This window comes from Eubacterium barkeri, from assembly GCF_900107125.1.
Lineage (GTDB): Bacteria > Bacillota > Clostridia > Eubacteriales > Eubacteriaceae > Eubacterium_O > Eubacterium_O barkeri.
The window spans coordinates 23,441-40,117 of sequence record NZ_FNOU01000016.1; the positions used below are offsets into that span (position 1 = coordinate 23,441).

A 16,677-nucleotide genomic window follows, 5' to 3' on the forward strand; every position below is an offset into this window, starting at 1 on the left:
AGAAGGACCTCCTTATAAATACTCGGTCCATACCCGATGACGCAGGATAAAAGGGTACAGACTCAACAGGAATGGGAGGACGATAGAAAGCAGCAGCAACGTGGTGGCGTGGGCATTATTGTACAGTCGAAGGAGCCGATAGGTCAGGGTGTAGGATACCAGAAGATAGAGTGCGGCCAGGATCGGTCCGATCCATGAAAGGCAAAGGAAAAGAAATGAGACCACTGCCAAAACAGGTGCAATAACCTGAATATAATGGATGGTCCAGCGGATAAAGACCATCTTCTCACCAACGATTTCACCAAGAAGATAGAGCCGCAGAACCGGCAGCCAGGCGAGCCAGGGATATTCAATCCCCCTGGCCTTCGCCATGGTCTGGTAGCCGATGGATGAAAAAACATAGAATACCATGGGTAGGATACCCACTAAAATAACGAAGGAAAGCCCCAAAAATCCGAGGTTTCCCCAAAAGATGGAAGGGGATAAAAATGGGAACATGGGGTATTCCTCCTGTTCTTTATTGGCCCTGGGGATATTTCTCTTTCAGGGCATCCACCAGCAGATAGGCGACCTTATTAATGGTCTGGGAACCGGCCACCAGCACCAAATCGCCGGATTCCAGATTATCCGTGAGATATTTAACAATATCTTCAAAATCAGTCATAACGACCGTTGGGGTTTGATGCTTCAATTTGATAATCTTGGCTAAATCCTCGGAATAAATATCCCAATCATTGTCCTCCCGGTCAGAATAGATATCGTTGAGGATAATTTTGTCCGCACCTTCAAAGGCATCCACAAAATCGTCAAACAAATAATAGGTACGGGAATAGGTGTGGGGCTGGAAAATAACCCATAACCGCTTATGGGCATGATTTAAACAGGCCTGGACCACCACCTTCAGCTCGGTGGGATGATGGGCGTAGTCCTCGTAGACATTAATCCCTTCCACTTCACCCCGGAATTCAAAACGGCGCTTCGCCCCACCGAAGTTCTGAAGGGTACGGGTCAGAACATCCTTTTCAATGTCAAGAAAATCGGCAGCAGCAATGCAGGACATGGCGTTTAAAACATTGTGCTCACCGGGAATCCTTAAGGAAAAATGTCCAACAAAGGTACCATGATGGGTGGCGTCAAAGGATGGATTTCCCTGTTCATTATAGGTAATGTTTTTAGCGACCCAGTCGTTATCCTCTGAAAGGCCATAGGTCACCACCGGGCAGCGCAGGTCCGCCACGGCGTCGAGGACATCCTGGGAATCCCCATAGGCCACCATAAGCCCATCCTTTGGCAGAATTGCGCCAAATTGGTGGAAGGATTCCTTAATCTGGGATAAACCACCTTTGAAATAATCCAGGTGGTCCTCCTCAATGTTGGTGATGATCCCCAGGTAATGCTGGGTTTTTAAAAAGGAATCCACATATTCACAGGATTCGATGACCAAATAGTCACTGTGGCCCAGACAGGCATTCCCGCCGATTTCGTCCAGCTTGCCGCCGATGCTCACACTGGGGTCTCGTCCATCATAATGGAGCAGGGCCGCCATCATGGAGGAGGTGGTGGTTTTTCCATGGGTACCGGCAACACCGATGGTCTTGGGAAAGACGTGGGAGAGGAGGCCGAGATAATCCGAACGCTCCACCTTTGGTAAGCCCAAATCGGTGGCTCTCACCATATCCGGGTTATCGTCATGGATGGCCGCAGAGTATACGACTAAATCTGTGTCCTCGGGAATATTTTGATAATTATGGCCGATATGAATGATGACATCCCGTTCCTTCAGCTTACCAGTATATGAGGATTCCACCATATCCGAGCCTTCGACAGACAGGCCCTGGTCTAAAGCCATGCCCGCCAATCCGCTCATGCTGCTCCCACCAATCCCGATGAAAAAGAGCTTATTAATTGGTTTATGAAATGTTTTTTCGAGTTCTTTTTTCAAAATCTTACTCCTTGCTACTCTAGCATTGCTATAATTATAAGCCATCGCGTCCAGCTTTGCAAGCAACAGCGCAGCAAAGCTGTAGGCTGCTGCTATATGAGCGTGAGCGAATAGCAGCCGGTGACCGATGGTTCGCAAGGGAGACAGGTTTTTTCCGAAGGAAAAATAAGAAAACCTGTTGAGCTTGTGTATCCGATATCGCGTCCAGCTTTGCAAGCAACAGCGCAGCAGTAGCTGGTAGCCAATCGCTTTTTAAGCTCTTGGACCAGCCTTGCATGGTTGCTCACAGTCACCGAGAGTAAAAAATTGTCAACTCCTAAAAAATCATTGAAAAGTATTTCATTTTTGATGGAAATATGATAACATATACAACAACCAGGCTTACATAATTATTTTTCAAAAGGGGGAAGACCTGAACCATGGAAATTACAGACGTAAGAGTAAGGAAATTGTACCCAACCGGTAAAATGAGGGGCATTGTTTCTGTAACCTTTGATGACACCTTCGTAATCCACGATATTAAAGTCATTGAGGGGCAAAGCGGATTCTTTATCGCCATGCCCAGCCGGAAGACGCCGGACGGCGAGTTTAAGGACATTTGTCACCCCATAACCTCCAGTATGCGCAGGGAAATGCAGTCGGTGGTGCTGGAAGCCTATGACAAGGCGGTTTTTGAAAAAGGAGAGGAAGACCAGGGAAATCAGCATATCGAACTCGTCGAAGATTTCGAAGAAGAATGAGGATACAAATCACAAAAAGGAGACGGCGTTCTCCTTTTTTTCGTTTACAGGAATGAATTAGTCATGGACAGGGGAGCGAATTAAAGGTATCATCAATATTGATTGAAAAAAATCAAAAATATTTATAAACCATTGGGAAAAGAGGCAGTATGAAAGCAACAAAAACCATCATCCTGGCAGCCGGACAGGGCACCCGGATGGTTTCTAAGAATCCGAAGGTCCTTCATCGGGCCTGTGGCGAAACCCTTCTGGGGCATGTCATTCGGGCCAACCAGGCAGCGGGGGTATCGGATATCGCCGTTATTGTGGGCTTCCAGGCAGAGGCGGTGAAAAACAGCCTGCCTGAGGGGGTTCAAACCTTTCTCCAGGCCGAACAGCTGGGTACCGGTCATGCCGTCATGCAGGCGTCCGCTTTTTTAGAGGACTTTGAGGGCAATGTACTGGTCTTAGTGGGGGATGCCCCCCTGATCCGGCCAGAAACCTTAATGGAGATGATTGCCGCCCACGAAGCCGGCAGCTATGGGGCAACTGTACTCACCGCGGTGTTCGACGATCCCACGGGTTACGGGCGCATGGTCAAAGAGGGGGATGCTCTCATTAAAATTGTGGAGCATAAGGATGCTACGGCAGAGGAACGAGCCATCCAGGAGATCAACTCCGGGATGTACTGCTTTGATGCCGCCTGTCTGCGGGAAGCCCTGGCAAAGATTGTGCCTGAGAACGTCCAGGGTGAATATTACCTGACGGATACCATTGAAATTCTGCGCACCATGGGTAAAAAGGTGGGAACATATGCCACCCCGGATGTGGAGGATATCGCTGCAGTGAACTCCAAGGGTCAGTTGGCCCAGGTTGAGGCCATTATGCGACGACGGATTAACGCTCGCTTGATGGCACAGGGGGTCATCCTCATCGATCCCACCGCCACTTATATCAGCGCAGACACCACCATTGGCCAGGATACCGTGGTATACCCCGGGGTGATTACCGAGGGGTGTGTGGATATCGGTGCTGACTGCATCATCGGTCAGAATTGCCGGATTGTGGATTCAACCATTGCCGATAATGTTGAGGTCCAGATTTCAACCATATTAAACAGTACGGTGGATAGTGGTTCCCATATTGGACCCTACGCTTACCTGCGGCCGAACAGCCGCATCGGAAAGGATGTGAAGGTTGGGGATTTTGTCGAGGTAAAGAACGCGGTCATGAAGGATGGGGCTAAGGCCTCACACCTGACCTATATTGGGGATGCCGAGGTTGGCCGAAATGTTAATTTGGGCTGCGGCACGGTGTTTGTCAATTACGATGGGGTCAATAAGTTTAAAACCGTGGTTGAAGATAATTGCTTTATCGGATGTAACAGCAATTTGATTTCACCTGTGACGGTGCGGGAGGGCTCCTATGTGGCAGCTGGCTCCACCATTACCCAGGAAGTACCTGAGGATAGCCTGGCTATTGCCAGGGCTCGTCAAGTTAATAAAGTCGGTTATGCGGAAAAAATGACGCAGATGCATGGTAAAAAAGAGAAATAGATTTTAGGAGGCTCACAACACAAATGGATGGAAAATTCGGAGGAATCAAGCTGATTGCCGGGAATTCAAACCGGAAGCTGGCCCAGGATATCGCAGATTATTTAGAGGTCCCCCTGGCCAACGCCGAGGTGGTACATTTCAGCGATGGTGAAATCGCCTTGAATGTGTATGAATCGGTTCGTGGTGCGGATGTCTATGTCATTCAGTCCACGGGCTATCCCTGCAACGATAACCTGATGGAACTGCTGATCATTATCGATGCCATGAAGCGGGCATCGGCAGGTCGGATTAATGCAGTCATTCCCTATTATGGTTATGCCCGTCAGGATCGCAAGGCGAAATCCCGGGATCCCATTACCGCGAAGCTGGTGGCGAATCTGCTGACAACGGCCGGAGCGGATCGGGTTATCTGTATGGACTTACATTCCAACCAGATTCAGGGCTTTTTCGATATCCCCCTGGACCACCTTACCGGCGGTGGGATCATTGCGGATTACTTCTCGCGCTTGAAGCTTGATGATATGTGTGTCGTGGCACCAGATGCCGGCAGCGTGAAACGAACCAGAAAGCTTGCCCGCACCCTGGGTGTTCCCTTTGCCCTGATTGATAAAGAACGTCCCCGCCCCAATGAAACGGCGGTGATGAATGTCATCGGGAATATCGAAGGAAAAAACTGTATCATGGTAGATGATATGATCGATACGGCGGGAACCATTACCAGTGGTGCGGATGCACTCATTAAGCTGGGGGCCAAATCGGTGCGGGCTGGCTGTACCCATGCCGTTCTCTCCGGACCAGCCATCGAGCGCCTTCAGGATTCTGCCTTAACGGAGCTGGTCACCCTGGATACCCTGGTGATTCCGGAGGAAAAGCAGATTGACAAAATCAAGGTTTTGAATACGGGCTATCTTTTTGGCCGGGCCATCGACTATATCCACTTCGGCCGCTCCTTGAGCAAGTTGTTCGATACCCCTGCTTATAACTAATGATTCTCATTATTGGACTGGGCAATCCTGGTATTGAGTACGCCAGAACCCGGCATAACGTCGGGTTTCTGGCCATTGATGCCATTGCAAAAGAAAAGCATGTCCAGCTGACAAAAAATGAACATCATGGACTCACCGGAACTTTTTTTGAAAATGGCCAGAAGGTCATGCTGGTCAAGCCCCAAACCTACATGAATTTAAGCGGTCGCTGTGTTCGGGAATTGGCGGATTATTACGATGTTCCCCTGGAGGATATTCTCGTGATTTACGATGATATCGACCTGGAGCTGGGGCAGCTGCGTATCCGGAAAAAAGGAAGTGCAGGCACCCATAACGGGATGCGCTCCATTTTAGAGGAGCTGGGGGACGGTGGATTTCCCCGGGTCCGGATGGGTATTGGTAAAAAGCCAGCACATTGGGATTTGGCGGATTTCGTCCTGGCAAAGCTTGATGAGGAGGCCATGAAAAGTGTGGAGGATATGTGCGCTAAGGTGGCCCAAGGGGTCAATTTTTACCTGGAGCAGGATATTGATGTGGCCATGAACCGCATCAACCGAAAACCGAAGAAGCCTGCGGTGGAAAAACCGGTGGAAGAGCCCGACGTTGTGGAGGCACCCCGTGAAGCATGAATATGAAAAAATGATAAAGGCTGCCCCAATCCAGGATGCCATGACGGCACTGGAGCAGGAAGGCATCATCAACCTTTCAAACGTTAAAACTGGTTTGAAAGGTTTTTTGGCGTTGGCCATGTGGCAGTCCGGAAGTGGGAACCTGTTGGTGGTGACGGCGACGGAGCGGGAGGCCGCTCGCCAGGAGCAGGTACTGCATCAGTTTTTAGGAGAAGTGGTGGTGGGTTACCCGGTGGAGCCGGTACACACGTATTTTTCCGATGCCCATAGCCAGGAGATTACCCAAAGTCAAATGACCACCATCGCCCGCCTTCTTTCAGGGAAACGGTCCCTGGTGGTGACCTCGGCAGATGCCCTTTTGCGGGAAATGCTGCCTGCCGCTACACAAGCGGCGCGTTTTTTGACCATCCGTCCCGGGGATACGGTGGACCCCATGGACTTAGTAGGAAGGCTGGTGGACCGGGGATATGTCCGGGAGGACGCTGTGGAGGCCCGGGGACAGTTTGCCCTCCGGGGTGGGATTGTTGATATTTACCCCATTACGGCAACGGCCCCCTGCCGCATTGATTTCTTTGACGACGAGGTGGAATCCATCCGGTCCTTTGATCCCGAGACCCAGCGCTCCGAGGGGAATTTGGAAATGGCGGTCATTGCGCCGGCCAGACGGACGACCCTGAGCCCGGAGGAACGGGAAGCCGCATGGAAGGCCTTGGCAAAGGTCCATGGCCAGGATGCGGGGCGCACCTATCTGTTAGCGGATATGAAGGCAGACCTGTCTTCCTTTGACGAAACCCTGTTGGCCTTCATGCCAGAGCGGGTGACCCTCTTAGATTACCTGGGGGAAGGGGCCATCCTTTGGGATGAGCCGGAACGGGCCCAGGAAACCTGCGACATCTTTCTGGGAAGAGCCTGGGCAGATTTAGAGGGACTCATTGAAGCCAATGAAATTTTACCAGAGGAAAAAAACACCTTTTTGACCCTGGACGCCTTTATGGCCAAGGCCGCGGGCAGACCCCAGCTTCGGGCTTCCCTTTTTATGGATGGAACAGCCGATGGCAAGGTGATGGACATTGGGTCCAGGGATCTGGAAAGCTTTGCTGGACGCATTGATGTTTTTGTGGATTACCTGAGCCGTCGGATCAGCCAAGGCTTTACCCTGGGAATTTGCTGCAAAAGTGAGCAGACCAAGAAAAATGTTAAAGCTTTTTTGGTGGAGCAGGGCTTTGAAGGGGAGTTGACCGGGGATAACCCAGGCATTACCCTCCTTACCGGAGAGCTTGTCGAGGGCTTTGAACTGCCTGCTGCAGGATTAGCCTTTATCAATGAATCGGAGCTCTTTAAGGAACGACGTCGGGCTAAGCGCCGGCATCGCCTGAAGGGGCGAAAAATCGATTCCTTTGCCCAGCTGAAGGTTGGGGATTATGTGGTCCACGATATCCATGGCATCGGGATTTACCGAGGGGTGGAGCAGATGACCATCGATGGACTGACCAAGGACCTCATGGTTATTGAGTACCAGGGGGATGCTCGGTTTTATTTATCCATCGAGCAAATGGATGCGGTTCAGGCCTATATTGGCACCGGGGGAGACCGGGTGCCCAAGCTGAATAAACTGGGGCATCCGGAGTGGGCCAGGGCAAAATCCCGGGCCCGTAAAGCCGTGGAGGACATGGCCGAAGAGCTCATCGCCCTGTATGCCAAGCGCCGATCCATAAAGGGCTATGCCTATAGCCCGGATACCACCTGGCAGCAGGAATTTGAAGATGCCTTTCCCTATGAGGAAACGGACGATCAGCTGCGCAGCGCCGAAGAGATTAAGGGGGACATGGAAAAGGCTATCCCCATGGACCGCTTGCTCTGCGGTGATGTGGGCTATGGTAAGACCGAGGTCGCTCTGCGGGCGGCCTTTAAGGCCATCATGGAGGGAAAACAGGTGGCCATTTTAGTGCCCACCACGATCCTGGCCCAGCAGCATTACAACACCATCAAAAAACGGTTCTCCCATTATCCGGTGGCAGTGGACATCATCAGCCGGTTCCGAACGCTAAAGCAGCAAAAAGCAACCCTTCTGGATGTGTCCGAGGGGAAGGTAGACCTCATTGTCGGCACCCATCGGCTGTTATCCAAGGATATTAAATTTAAGGATTTAGGTCTTCTCATTGTGGATGAGGAGCAGCGTTTTGGGGTCCGGGCCAAGGAAAAGCTCAAAACCCTCCGGGAAAATGTGGATGTCCTTACCCTCAGTGCGACCCCTATTCCCAGGACCCTTCATATGTCCATGACCGGGGTGCGGGATATGAGCGTCATTGAGGAGCCGCCCCAGGGAAGACGCCCGGTGCAGACCTATGTGATGCGCTACAACCCCGTGATCCTGGGGGATGCCATGGAGCGGGAGCTGGCCCGGGGAGGCCAGGTTTATTTTGTCCACAATCGGGTCCACGACATTATGGACGTAGCGGGAAAGGTCCAGCAGATGGTTCCGGACGCCCGGATCATCGTGGCCCACGGACAAATGAGTGGCCCGGAGCTGGAGGATGTCATGCTGGCCTTTGAAAATAAGGAGTACGATATTCTAGTGACCACCACCATTGTGGAATCGGGGATGGATGTGAGTAATGCCAATACCATGATTGTGGATAATGGGGATACCTTCGGATTATCCCAGTTGTATCAACTCAGGGGACGGGTGGGCCGCTCAGATGTCCAGGCCTATTGCTATGTGACCCATCACAAGCAGGTCCTCAGCGAAATCGCCCAAAAACGACTTAAGGCCATTAAGGATTTTACGGCCTTTGGCTCAGGCTTCAAGGTCGCCATGCGGGATTTGGAAATCCGGGGGGCGGGGAACCTTTTAGGGGCGGAGCAATCCGGACATCTGTTCAATATAGGGTATGAGATGTATTGCCGGATATTGGAAGAAACCATGGAAAGCCGTCTGGAAGGAAAAGAATCCGCTAAGCTGGAAAATCCGCTGAAAATCAATTTGGATGTAGATGGCTATGTACCGGAAAGCTATATTGACAGTGAGGAGCTGAAGTACGAGGTGTACAAAAAGCTTTCCTATATAAGAAGCGAGAAGGAGTATGCCGATTTGACCGAAGAGCTCATCGATCGCTTTGGGCCAGTGCCCCAGGGGGTACAAAACCTTATGCATATTGCCATTATCAAGCACCTGGCCAAAAGGCTGGGAATGGAGGAAATCCGCCAAAGGGGAACCGTTATCCGCTTTTACTTTGACGCGGAGCGGGAGGTCCCCATTCCTAATCCGGAACGAATTCCCCTTTTATTCAGCCGTTATGGTGTAAAATTTAAGGCACTTCCCAATAAAGATAATGTATGGAGTATTACTCTCAGGCGTGAGGCCGGGCCAGAGCAACTACAGGAAATCATCAATTTTCTAAAGGAATTGTAAATTGGAGCCCATTTTTGCATAATATATGCTAAAATAGTCCATATTTGATAATGACAGGAGAGAAATATGAAAAAAACAACAATACGAAAGATGGTACTGGGAGTGACCGTTACCCTCGGCTTGGGGATGCTTTTTTCCGGGTGTAGCCTGGTATCGGTTAATCCTGAGCGCGATAGCGCCCAGACGATGATGACCATCGACGGCACGGATGTCACAAAATCCAATTATAATAATGCATTGGCTTATGCCGAAATGTATTATGCAGCTAATGGGACCAGCCTTCCCACCGGATCAGATTTAAAGACCATGAAAAAACAGGTTTTTGACGGGGTGGTGCAGACTCAGGTTTTGGCAGCTAAGGCCAAAAAAGATGGCCTGAAGGTAGATGAAGCTGCTGCGAAGAAAACCGGGAAGTCCTCTTACGACAGCATAAAAAAAGAAGTGGATAAAAAATACAACAGTATCTTGAGTAATAATAATACAAATGATGAATCCTTTGGGGCATATATGGAAGATAATGCCGTTACCAGCGCTTATGCGGATAAATGTTTGACGGCTTATACCGACAGTGTGGAAAAAAATCCCGAGGATTATCTTAAAACATCTCTAGGTACGGTGGATGGTACAGAGGTCACCCGGGGTGAATACAATTATCATTACATTGGGCAAACCCTGATGGCTTATTATACCACCGGAGCGGCCCTGCAAACCGATGATGCCACCATGAAGACCACCAATGAGACCATCTTTAAGAATATTGGGACAGCCAATGAGATGATTAAATATTGTGAAGACAATAATATTGAAATCAGCGATGATGCCATTAAAACGGCCCAGAAAACCCTGCAGTCAACGGTGGATATGTTTTTTAGCGATGAAAGTGCTTTATCGGATTTCCTGAAAAACTATGATCTGACGGTCGCCAAGTATAAAGAATATCAAAAGCAGGAAGCCAAGGGGAATGCGGCAGAAACGGCCATTAAGCAAAAGATGATTGACGATATTACCGTTACCGATGCCCAGATCAAAAGCTATTACGAAAAGAATAAAAACACCTACGATACCAGCACGGTATCAGCCTGCCATATCCTCACAAAGAATAAAGATTTGTCCGATGAAATCTATCAAAAGGCCAAGGACTGTAAAACCAAGGACGAATTTAAGAAGGTTATGGATGAGTATAAAAACAACAGCGAGGTCACCGAAGACACGGATTTAGGCAGCTTCAACCGTACAAAGATGGTTGAAGCCTTCTCCAATAAAGCCTTCAGCATGGATGTCAATACCGTGGGGGGACCAGTCAAGACCGATTATGGCTACCATGTTATTTTCGTTTATGACAAGAAGGACGGCACCACTACCTGGGAGGATAACAAGGATGCCATTACCCAGGCCATCAAGGATGAAAAGGGTGGAGCAGCCTTCGATAAGTACAAGAAAAAACTGACCGATGGTCTGAAGGTTGATATCGGTGAGATTAAAACCATTAGCGAAGAATATGTGGATACCCTTAAATCAGAACTGAATGTAAAAGTGAATGAAAAGGTCATGGATTAAGGGCACAAAACAAAAAAATAATCGGGCTGCCGCATTCTGTGTTTCTATGCGGCAGCCCCTTTTAACGGATTTAAGGGAATCGACGTGTCGAATATGGGAGGTATTGAGTGAGTAATAGTAAAAGTAAAGCCAGTGGGTATCTAAAGGGCGCAACGATCCTGGCTGCGGCGGGAATCCTGTCCCGGATGTTGGGGTTGTTTTATAAAGTACCGCTGTACCACCTGGTGGGCAGCTATGGCAACGGGATTTACGGCAATGTTACCAGTATCTACAATACCCTGCTGATGGTCTCCACTGTGGGGCTCCCTGTGGCCATCTCCATTATGATTTCTGAGAGTGTGGCCATTGGTGACTTTCGGGGAGCCCGAAGTATTTTTCGGGTGTCTACCCTGGCACTTTGCCTTCTAGGGGCAGTATCAACGCTGTTTTTATTCATTGGGGCAGATTTCCTCATCGGAGTGTCCCATTGGCCCCAGGAAAGCTATCCGTCCATTATGGCCATTGCCCTGGCGCCTTTTATCATCTCCGTTTGCTCGGCCTTTAGGGGCTATTTCCAGGGGTATCAGATTATGACCCCTACAGCCATCTCCCAGATCATTGAGCAGATCATCCGGGTGGGCCTCGGTGTATTTTTAGCCTGGTTCTGTATCCATAATGGCTACGGCGTGGGCATGGCCGTGGGAGGTGCCGTTATGGGGGCCACCGTTGGAGGGTTTTTTGCCGCCATCTTCCTGGGCTACACCTTCTGGACCTTTACCTCTGCCAATAAGGATAGGTTTTCCCATCAGCTGGTCAAATCCCGGATGGACACCGGGGAGATTTTAAAGCGGCTGCTGGTTATTTCCATTCCCGTTACCCTGACCAGCTCCATTGTCTCCCTTTTTGCAACCGTCGATTCCATGATTTATATTCCGAGGTTGCTGCTGGCTGGCATTGATAGTTATACTGCCACCACTATGTTTGGGGATTATACCAATGTGGATACCCTCATTAATGTTCCCTTGGTCATTTCCGGTAATCTGGCAGTGGCCATGATCCCTGCCATTTCTGAATCCTTCGCCCTGGGGGATAAGAAAACCATGAATGCCAAAATCGATATTGCCATCCGCTTGGTGGTGATGGTCGCCTTACCCTGCTGCATTGGCTTATCGGTATTATCCTATGGCATTTTCGATTTGCTGTTCCCTGGCTCAGAGTACGGCGGTGGGATGATGCAGGTTTTTGCCTATGCCACTATTTTTATGATGCTGTCCAATATTTTCCAGAGTATCCTTCAGTCCATTAACCGAATGCGGGTTCCGCTCATTAACCTGGCCCTGGCCGCCATCATCCGTATTGGGAGCTGCTGGATCTTCCTGGCCATTCCAGCCATCAATATCTACGGTATTGGTCTTTCCTCTTTGATTACCTTTGTGCTTCTCACCGTGGCCAATTACCTCTTTGTCAAGCGTTTTACCGGGGTGCGCATCCATTGGGAGCAAACAGTCATTAAGCCATTGGTGTCCTCGGCGGTTATGGGGTTAGTCACCTGGGGAACCTACACCGCGATCCGTGCCCTCCTGGGCAATGTCGCCGGCCTGCTGGTTTCCATGGTGGCATCCATCGCTGTTTATGCCTTTGTGATGCTGCTCACTGGGGGCATTGGGGCAGAGGAGCTCTCGGCCCTCCCGGGTCAGAAATTCATTAGGCCCGTTTATAAGAAGGTGGAGGGACTGAAACGGCGACTGCGGTCGTAAAGTGAGGGGAGGAATCCCTTCCCCTTTCTATGGCCCCCTGAAAGAGTATTTTTTGAAAGGAACCCATAATGATACATATCCTAGGCCTTGGCCCGGGGAATCCGGACCAATTGACCAATGAAACCATTGACGTATTAGGCAGCGGCCGACCCGTTTATTTGCGCACGGCCATCCATCCCACAGTCGCCTGGTTAGATGCCCGGCAAATCCCATACACGGCCTTTGATGATTTCTACGACACCCTGCCGACCTTTGAGGCGGTGTATGGGGCCATTGTATCCGCCGTAATGGCGGCTGGCACCGAGGATATCGTCTATGCTGTACCCGGCAATCCACTGTGTGGCGAGTCCACCGTAATGATGTTGCTTAAGAAATGTCAGGAAGCAGGTGTGGGGACGCGCCTGTACAGTGGGGTCAGCTTTATCGATGCCTGTATGGTAGCCGTGGCCCATGATCCGGTGGCCGGACTAGCCATTTTGGATGCCTACGCCGTGGTGGCGGGGAGCCAAAAACCGGGCCCCTCTTCTGCTGCCCTGATTACTCAGGTTCACAGTGCTCATATGGCATCGGAAACGAAGCTGGCCTTAATGGATATTTATGGGGATCAGGTTGAGGTAGCCTTGATCCAGTCGGCGGGGACCCCCGATGAAGCCATCCGTTGGATACCCCTTTACCAGATGGATCGGGAGTTTGTGGACCATCTGACAACATTGTATATTCCTGCCCAGACCAAGAGTCTAAGGGATTATACCAAGCTTTTATCCATTATGGAGACGCTGCGTGCCCCTGGTGGGTGTCCCTGGGACCGGGAGCAGACCCATGAATCCCTCAAGCAGTATTTGTTAGAAGAAACCTATGAGGTGATCGATGCCATCGAAGCCGGGGATTTGGACAATTTGGTAGAGGAGCTGGGAGACCTGCTGCTCCAGATCGTTTTCCACGCCCAATTAGGGAAGGAAGATGGTCTCTTCACCATGAATGATGTCATTGAGGGCATCAATGAAAAGATGGTACGGCGTCATGTGCATATCTTTGGGGATGCCCAGGCAGAAACCGGCGAAGATGTGGAGAAGATTTGGGCAGCGGTGAAGCAGCGTGAAAAGGGGTATGACAGCCTTTCCGAGGAAATGTCCAGGATTCCAAGGGCTTTTCCCGCCTTGTTGAGAGCCTATAAAATTCAGTCCAAGGCAGGAAAAGTCGGCTTTGATTGGGGAAATCCCCAGGATGCGCTGCCTAAGGTGGCCGAGGAGATGGCTGAGGTTGAGGAAGCCTTGGCAGCAGGAGAGGAATCTCATATCATCGAAGAAATTGGAGACCTTCTCTTTGCCGCGGTTAATGTCGCCCGTTTAGCTGGCGTTCAGCCCGAACTGGCCCTAAATGCCGCAGGCACAAAATTCATTCATCGCTTTAAAGGCATGGAGAAAATGGCAAAGGCGGAGGGTCAGAATTTGGAAAATTATGATCTGGCTGGCCTGGATATCCTATGGGAACAGGCAAAAGCCTTAAAAAGGGAATAAAAAAGGGCGAGAATGGCCAAAAAACCCAGAAAAAGCTTGTTTTTTGTGTTCTGGTGGGCTTATAATTAGTAGCATAATATTTCTGTGATAATTTGGAGGGATAGTAATGAACAAATCAGAGTTAGTATCAGCAATGTCAGAAAAATCCGGTTTATCGAAAAAAGATTCCGAAAAAGCTTTAGCGGCATTTATGGACTCCGTTATGGAAGCCTTAAAGAAGGATGACAAAGTTGCCTTAGTAGGATTTGGCACCTTTGATGTACGGGAACGCGCAGCAAGAACCGGTTTGAATCCGAGAACAAAAGAACCCATTGAAATCAAAGCTTCCAAAGCACCCGCCTTCAAAGCAGGCAAGGCATTCAAAGATTCATTAAACTAGGAACACATAAGCCGGGGCATCTGCTCCGGCTTTCTATATTATACCAGCAAAATGCAACCAAGGAGGTGACACAATGCGCGTCGATAAGTTTTTAAAAAATGCCCGACTCATCAAGCGCCGGACTGTGGGAAAGGCAGCCTGTGATGGAGGACGAATCACCATCAATGGAAAAGAAGCCAAGCCGGGAAGTAAGCTTAAGGTAGGGGATATCCTTACCATTGCCTACGGTAACGGGGAACAGACCGTGGAGGTCTTACAGCTTTTAGAGCATGCCCCCAAGGATAAGGCAGAGGAAATGTACCGGGAGATATAACCCATGAAAGCTAAATTTCAACATTTCTGTCGATGGATTTATAAGCAGCGGGCGACACTATTGACAATCTTTGTCATCGGTGCAGTCCTTCTGTTTCTTTTCGGTCAGAACTTCTACAAAATCTACCGGTTAGAGAAGCAAAAGGGGGACCTTCAGTCACAGATCACCCAGGAAGAAGAGCGGGCAGCAGAGCTGAATGAGGCCAATAATCAAATTGGTTCCAAATCCTATGTGGAGTACATTGCAAGAAAATATTTGCGCCTGTATTACCCCGAAGAGAAGGTCGTTGTAACAATACCCGAAAATAAAGAGAGTCAGAATGCCCAAGAAGAGCAAAATAAGGGAGAGAATACCACTCAGGAAGGAGAAACCCAATGAGTGAAGGAAATTGTGCAACCCCCCCCGAAAACCGGGGAAATCGAGCCGTCATTGATATTGGAACCAATTCAACCCGACTGCTCATTTTCCGTCAGGATGAAGGGGGGAATCTGGTCCGGGTCAATAAATCGGTACGGTACACCCGAATGGGCCAGGATGTCGGTGCCACTGGCAGTCTTCATCCCGATGCCATGAAACGCAATATGGATGCCCTGGCAGAGTACAAGGCCATTGCTGCGGATTATGGGGTAAAGGAGTATTATATTTTTGGAACCAGCGCCATGCGGGATGCGGACAACACAGGCCAATTCATCGACAGTGCAAAGGAAAAGTTAGGCCTGGATGTCGTGGTGGTATCTGGTGAACAGGAGGCAGCCTATGGGTTTATCGGGGCATCCCAATGCTTCGAGGAGCCAATCCTCATCTTTGATATCGGAGGGGGGAGCACGGAGTTGATCTATGGCGAAGGGAAAACCCTGGACCGGATGGTCAGCCTCAATATGGGGTGTGTCCGCGGAACAGAGGCCTTTATCCATCAGGACCCGCCGACGCAAGGAGAACTGGATGCCCTTAAAAAGGATGTGTCTGGAAAGCTCATGGATGCCCTGGGTGCCTTTAAAGGCACCAGGCCGAAGCATCTTATTGGAATTGGCGGAACAGCAACAACCCTATCAACCATTGAGCAGGGTTTAACGGTGTACGATAGCCAGAAAGTCCACGGCAGTTTGATCACCCGGGAGTCCTTGGGGCGAATCATCAATGAATTAGCCGCCATCCCCTTAGAAGAGCGCCGGAAAATTGCGGGGCTCGAGGCAAAACGTGCCGATATTATTATTGCAGGGGCTTGCATCTTAGAGCAGATTTTAGCCGCAACCCAGGAGGATGCTTTTATTGTATGCGATTATGATAATCTGGAGGGCGCAGCTTACAGTGCTTTTTTAGAATAGTCGAACAGGGCGGATAAGTATTGGTATACACAGAGAATGATGTTTTTGACTGGATTTATTAAAAAAAAAGATATTTTTTTAAAAAACATGTTGACAGATGGGGTTTCACAGTGTATACTAATGCTTGTCCTTCGGGTGAGGGACAGCAGCGGAACGCCGGAGTGGCGGAACTGGCAGACGCACAGGACTTAAAATCCTGCGATCCTTTTCGATCGTATCGGTTCGATTCCGATCTCCGGCACCACTTAATTAAATATTTTTTAACATCGCGGGGTGGAGCAGTTTGGTAGCTCGTCGGGCTCATAACCCGGAGGCCGTAGGTTCAAATCCTGCCCCCGCAACCAATTTTTTTAATGGCGGCGTAGCTCAGTTGGCTAGAGCATACGGTTCATACCCGTAGTGTCAGCGGTTCGACTCCGTTCGCCGCTACCATTAATATTAAAATGGCCCCTTGGTCAAGCGGTCAAGACACCGCCCTTTCACGGCGGTAACGGGGGTTCGATTCCCCCAGGGGTCACCATTGAATTCTTAAAATTACTGGTGGAAGCTTGCTTTCAACCAGTTTTTTTATACGTTCGTTCAGCGTTGCAGAATCCAACCAGGAAT

14 protein-coding genes and 4 tRNA genes are annotated in these 16,677 nt (G+C 49.8%); 16 read left to right on the top strand and 2 right to left on the bottom strand.

Annotation, left to right across the window (positions count from 1 at the left end; genetic code table 11):
• Positions 1-12: 12 nt before the first annotated feature.
• On the bottom strand, positions 13-498 hold the full coding sequence (locus BLU30_RS09685; protein ID WP_090245899.1) for a hypothetical protein: 486 nt from the start codon (positions 496-498) through the stop codon (positions 13-15).
• A 19-nt stretch (positions 499-517) separates the two neighbouring features.
• Positions 518-1,942, bottom strand: coding sequence for a UDP-N-acetylmuramate--L-alanine ligase (gene murC / locus BLU30_RS09690; RefSeq protein WP_090245901.1), 1,425 nt, complete (start codon positions 1,940-1,942; stop codon positions 518-520).
• Between the two features lie 419 nt (positions 1,943-2,361).
• On the opposite strand from murC, the gene spoVG reads away from it, so the two are divergent.
• The 16 genes from spoVG (at position 2,362) to BLU30_RS09770 (ending at position 16,591) form a co-directional block, all read left to right on the top strand.
• Entirely contained in the window at positions 2,362-2,682 is a 321-nt protein-coding gene (gene spoVG / locus BLU30_RS09695; RefSeq protein ID WP_090245903.1) for a septation regulator SpoVG, read from the top strand.
• 149 nt (positions 2,683-2,831) lie between these two features.
• Positions 2,832-4,217, top strand: a complete 1,386-nt coding sequence (gene glmU / locus BLU30_RS09700; protein WP_090245904.1) for a bifunctional UDP-N-acetylglucosamine diphosphorylase/glucosamine-1-phosphate N-acetyltransferase GlmU — start codon at positions 2,832-2,834, stop codon at positions 4,215-4,217.
• 23 nt (positions 4,218-4,240) lie between these two features.
• A complete protein-coding gene (locus BLU30_RS09705; RefSeq protein ID WP_090245906.1) occupies positions 4,241-5,203 on the top strand; it encodes a ribose-phosphate diphosphokinase in 963 nt (320 codons plus the stop codon).
• Positions 5,203-5,832 (top strand): aminoacyl-tRNA hydrolase, encoded by a 630-nt coding sequence (gene pth, locus BLU30_RS09710; protein ID WP_090245907.1) that lies wholly within the window; start codon positions 5,203-5,205, stop codon positions 5,830-5,832. The genes BLU30_RS09705 and pth overlap by 1 nt, the downstream gene beginning before the upstream one ends.
• Positions 5,822-9,244: a transcription-repair coupling factor gene (mfd, locus tag BLU30_RS09715; RefSeq protein ID WP_242873562.1), complete on the top strand. Its 3,423-nt coding sequence runs from the start codon at positions 5,822-5,824 to the stop codon at positions 9,242-9,244. Before pth ends, mfd begins: the two co-directional genes overlap by 11 nt.
• Positions 9,245-9,310: 66 nt before the next feature.
• Positions 9,311-10,801 carry a SurA N-terminal domain-containing protein gene (locus BLU30_RS09720; RefSeq protein WP_090245909.1) on the top strand — a complete coding sequence of 497 codons (1,491 nt, stop codon included), beginning with the start codon at positions 9,311-9,313 and terminating at the stop codon, positions 10,799-10,801.
• Positions 10,802-10,908: 107 nt separating this feature from the next.
• Positions 10,909-12,537, top strand: coding sequence for a putative polysaccharide biosynthesis protein (locus BLU30_RS09725; RefSeq protein WP_090245910.1), 1,629 nt, complete (start codon positions 10,909-10,911; stop codon positions 12,535-12,537).
• Positions 12,538-12,605: 68 nt separating this feature from the next.
• Positions 12,606-14,054, top strand: a complete 1,449-nt coding sequence (gene yabN, locus BLU30_RS09730; protein WP_090245912.1) for a bifunctional methyltransferase/pyrophosphohydrolase YabN — start codon at positions 12,606-12,608, stop codon at positions 14,052-14,054.
• A 106-nt stretch (positions 14,055-14,160) separates the two neighbouring features.
• Complete coding sequence (locus BLU30_RS09735; RefSeq protein WP_090245914.1) at positions 14,161-14,433, top strand: HU family DNA-binding protein; 273 nt, start codon at positions 14,161-14,163, stop codon at positions 14,431-14,433.
• Positions 14,434-14,506: 73 nt separating this feature from the next.
• Entirely contained in the window at positions 14,507-14,746 is a 240-nt protein-coding gene (locus tag BLU30_RS09740) for an RNA-binding S4 domain-containing protein (protein ID WP_090245915.1), read from the top strand.
• A gap of 3 nt (positions 14,747-14,749) precedes the next feature.
• Complete coding sequence (locus BLU30_RS09745; protein ID WP_090245918.1) at positions 14,750-15,124, top strand: FtsB family cell division protein; 375 nt, start codon at positions 14,750-14,752, stop codon at positions 15,122-15,124.
• Positions 15,121-16,071 (top strand): Ppx/GppA phosphatase family protein, encoded by a 951-nt coding sequence (locus tag BLU30_RS09750; protein ID WP_090245919.1) that lies wholly within the window; start codon positions 15,121-15,123, stop codon positions 16,069-16,071. The genes BLU30_RS09745 and BLU30_RS09750 overlap by 4 nt, the downstream gene beginning before the upstream one ends.
• A 155-nt stretch (positions 16,072-16,226) precedes the next feature.
• Positions 16,227-16,315 (top strand) — tRNA-Leu (locus tag BLU30_RS09755).
• Positions 16,316-16,338: 23 nt separating this feature from the next.
• Positions 16,339-16,415, top strand: a tRNA-Met gene (locus BLU30_RS09760).
• 11 nt (positions 16,416-16,426) lie between these two features.
• Positions 16,427-16,503, top strand: a tRNA-Met gene (locus BLU30_RS09765).
• Positions 16,504-16,516: 13 nt separating this feature from the next.
• Positions 16,517-16,591 (top strand) — tRNA-Glu (locus BLU30_RS09770).
• Positions 16,592-16,677: the final 86 nt, after the last annotated feature.

What these genes read in the sequence shown, in the direction of transcription:
- BLU30_RS09685 (WP_090245899.1), bottom strand. Translation starts at nt 498, where the DNA reads ATGTTCCCATTTTTATCCCCTTCCATCTTTTGGGGAAACCTCGGATTT.
- spoVG (WP_090245903.1), top strand. Translation starts at nt 2,362, where the DNA reads ATGGAAATTACAGACGTAAGAGTAAGGAAATTGTACCCAACCGGTAAA.
- glmU (WP_090245904.1), top strand. Translation starts at nt 2,832, where the DNA reads ATGAAAGCAACAAAAACCATCATCCTGGCAGCCGGACAGGGCACCCGG.
- BLU30_RS09705 (WP_090245906.1), top strand. Translation starts at nt 4,241, where the DNA reads ATGGATGGAAAATTCGGAGGAATCAAGCTGATTGCCGGGAATTCAAAC.
- pth (WP_090245907.1), top strand. Translation starts at nt 5,203, where the DNA reads ATGATTCTCATTATTGGACTGGGCAATCCTGGTATTGAGTACGCCAGA.
- BLU30_RS09720 (WP_090245909.1), top strand. Translation starts at nt 9,311, where the DNA reads ATGAAAAAAACAACAATACGAAAGATGGTACTGGGAGTGACCGTTACC.
- yabN (WP_090245912.1), top strand. Translation starts at nt 12,606, where the DNA reads ATGATACATATCCTAGGCCTTGGCCCGGGGAATCCGGACCAATTGACC.
- BLU30_RS09735 (WP_090245914.1), top strand. Translation starts at nt 14,161, where the DNA reads ATGAACAAATCAGAGTTAGTATCAGCAATGTCAGAAAAATCCGGTTTA.
- BLU30_RS09740 (WP_090245915.1), top strand. Translation starts at nt 14,507, where the DNA reads ATGCGCGTCGATAAGTTTTTAAAAAATGCCCGACTCATCAAGCGCCGG.
- BLU30_RS09745 (WP_090245918.1), top strand. Translation starts at nt 14,750, where the DNA reads ATGAAAGCTAAATTTCAACATTTCTGTCGATGGATTTATAAGCAGCGG.
- BLU30_RS09750 (WP_090245919.1), top strand. Translation starts at nt 15,121, where the DNA reads ATGAGTGAAGGAAATTGTGCAACCCCCCCCGAAAACCGGGGAAATCGA.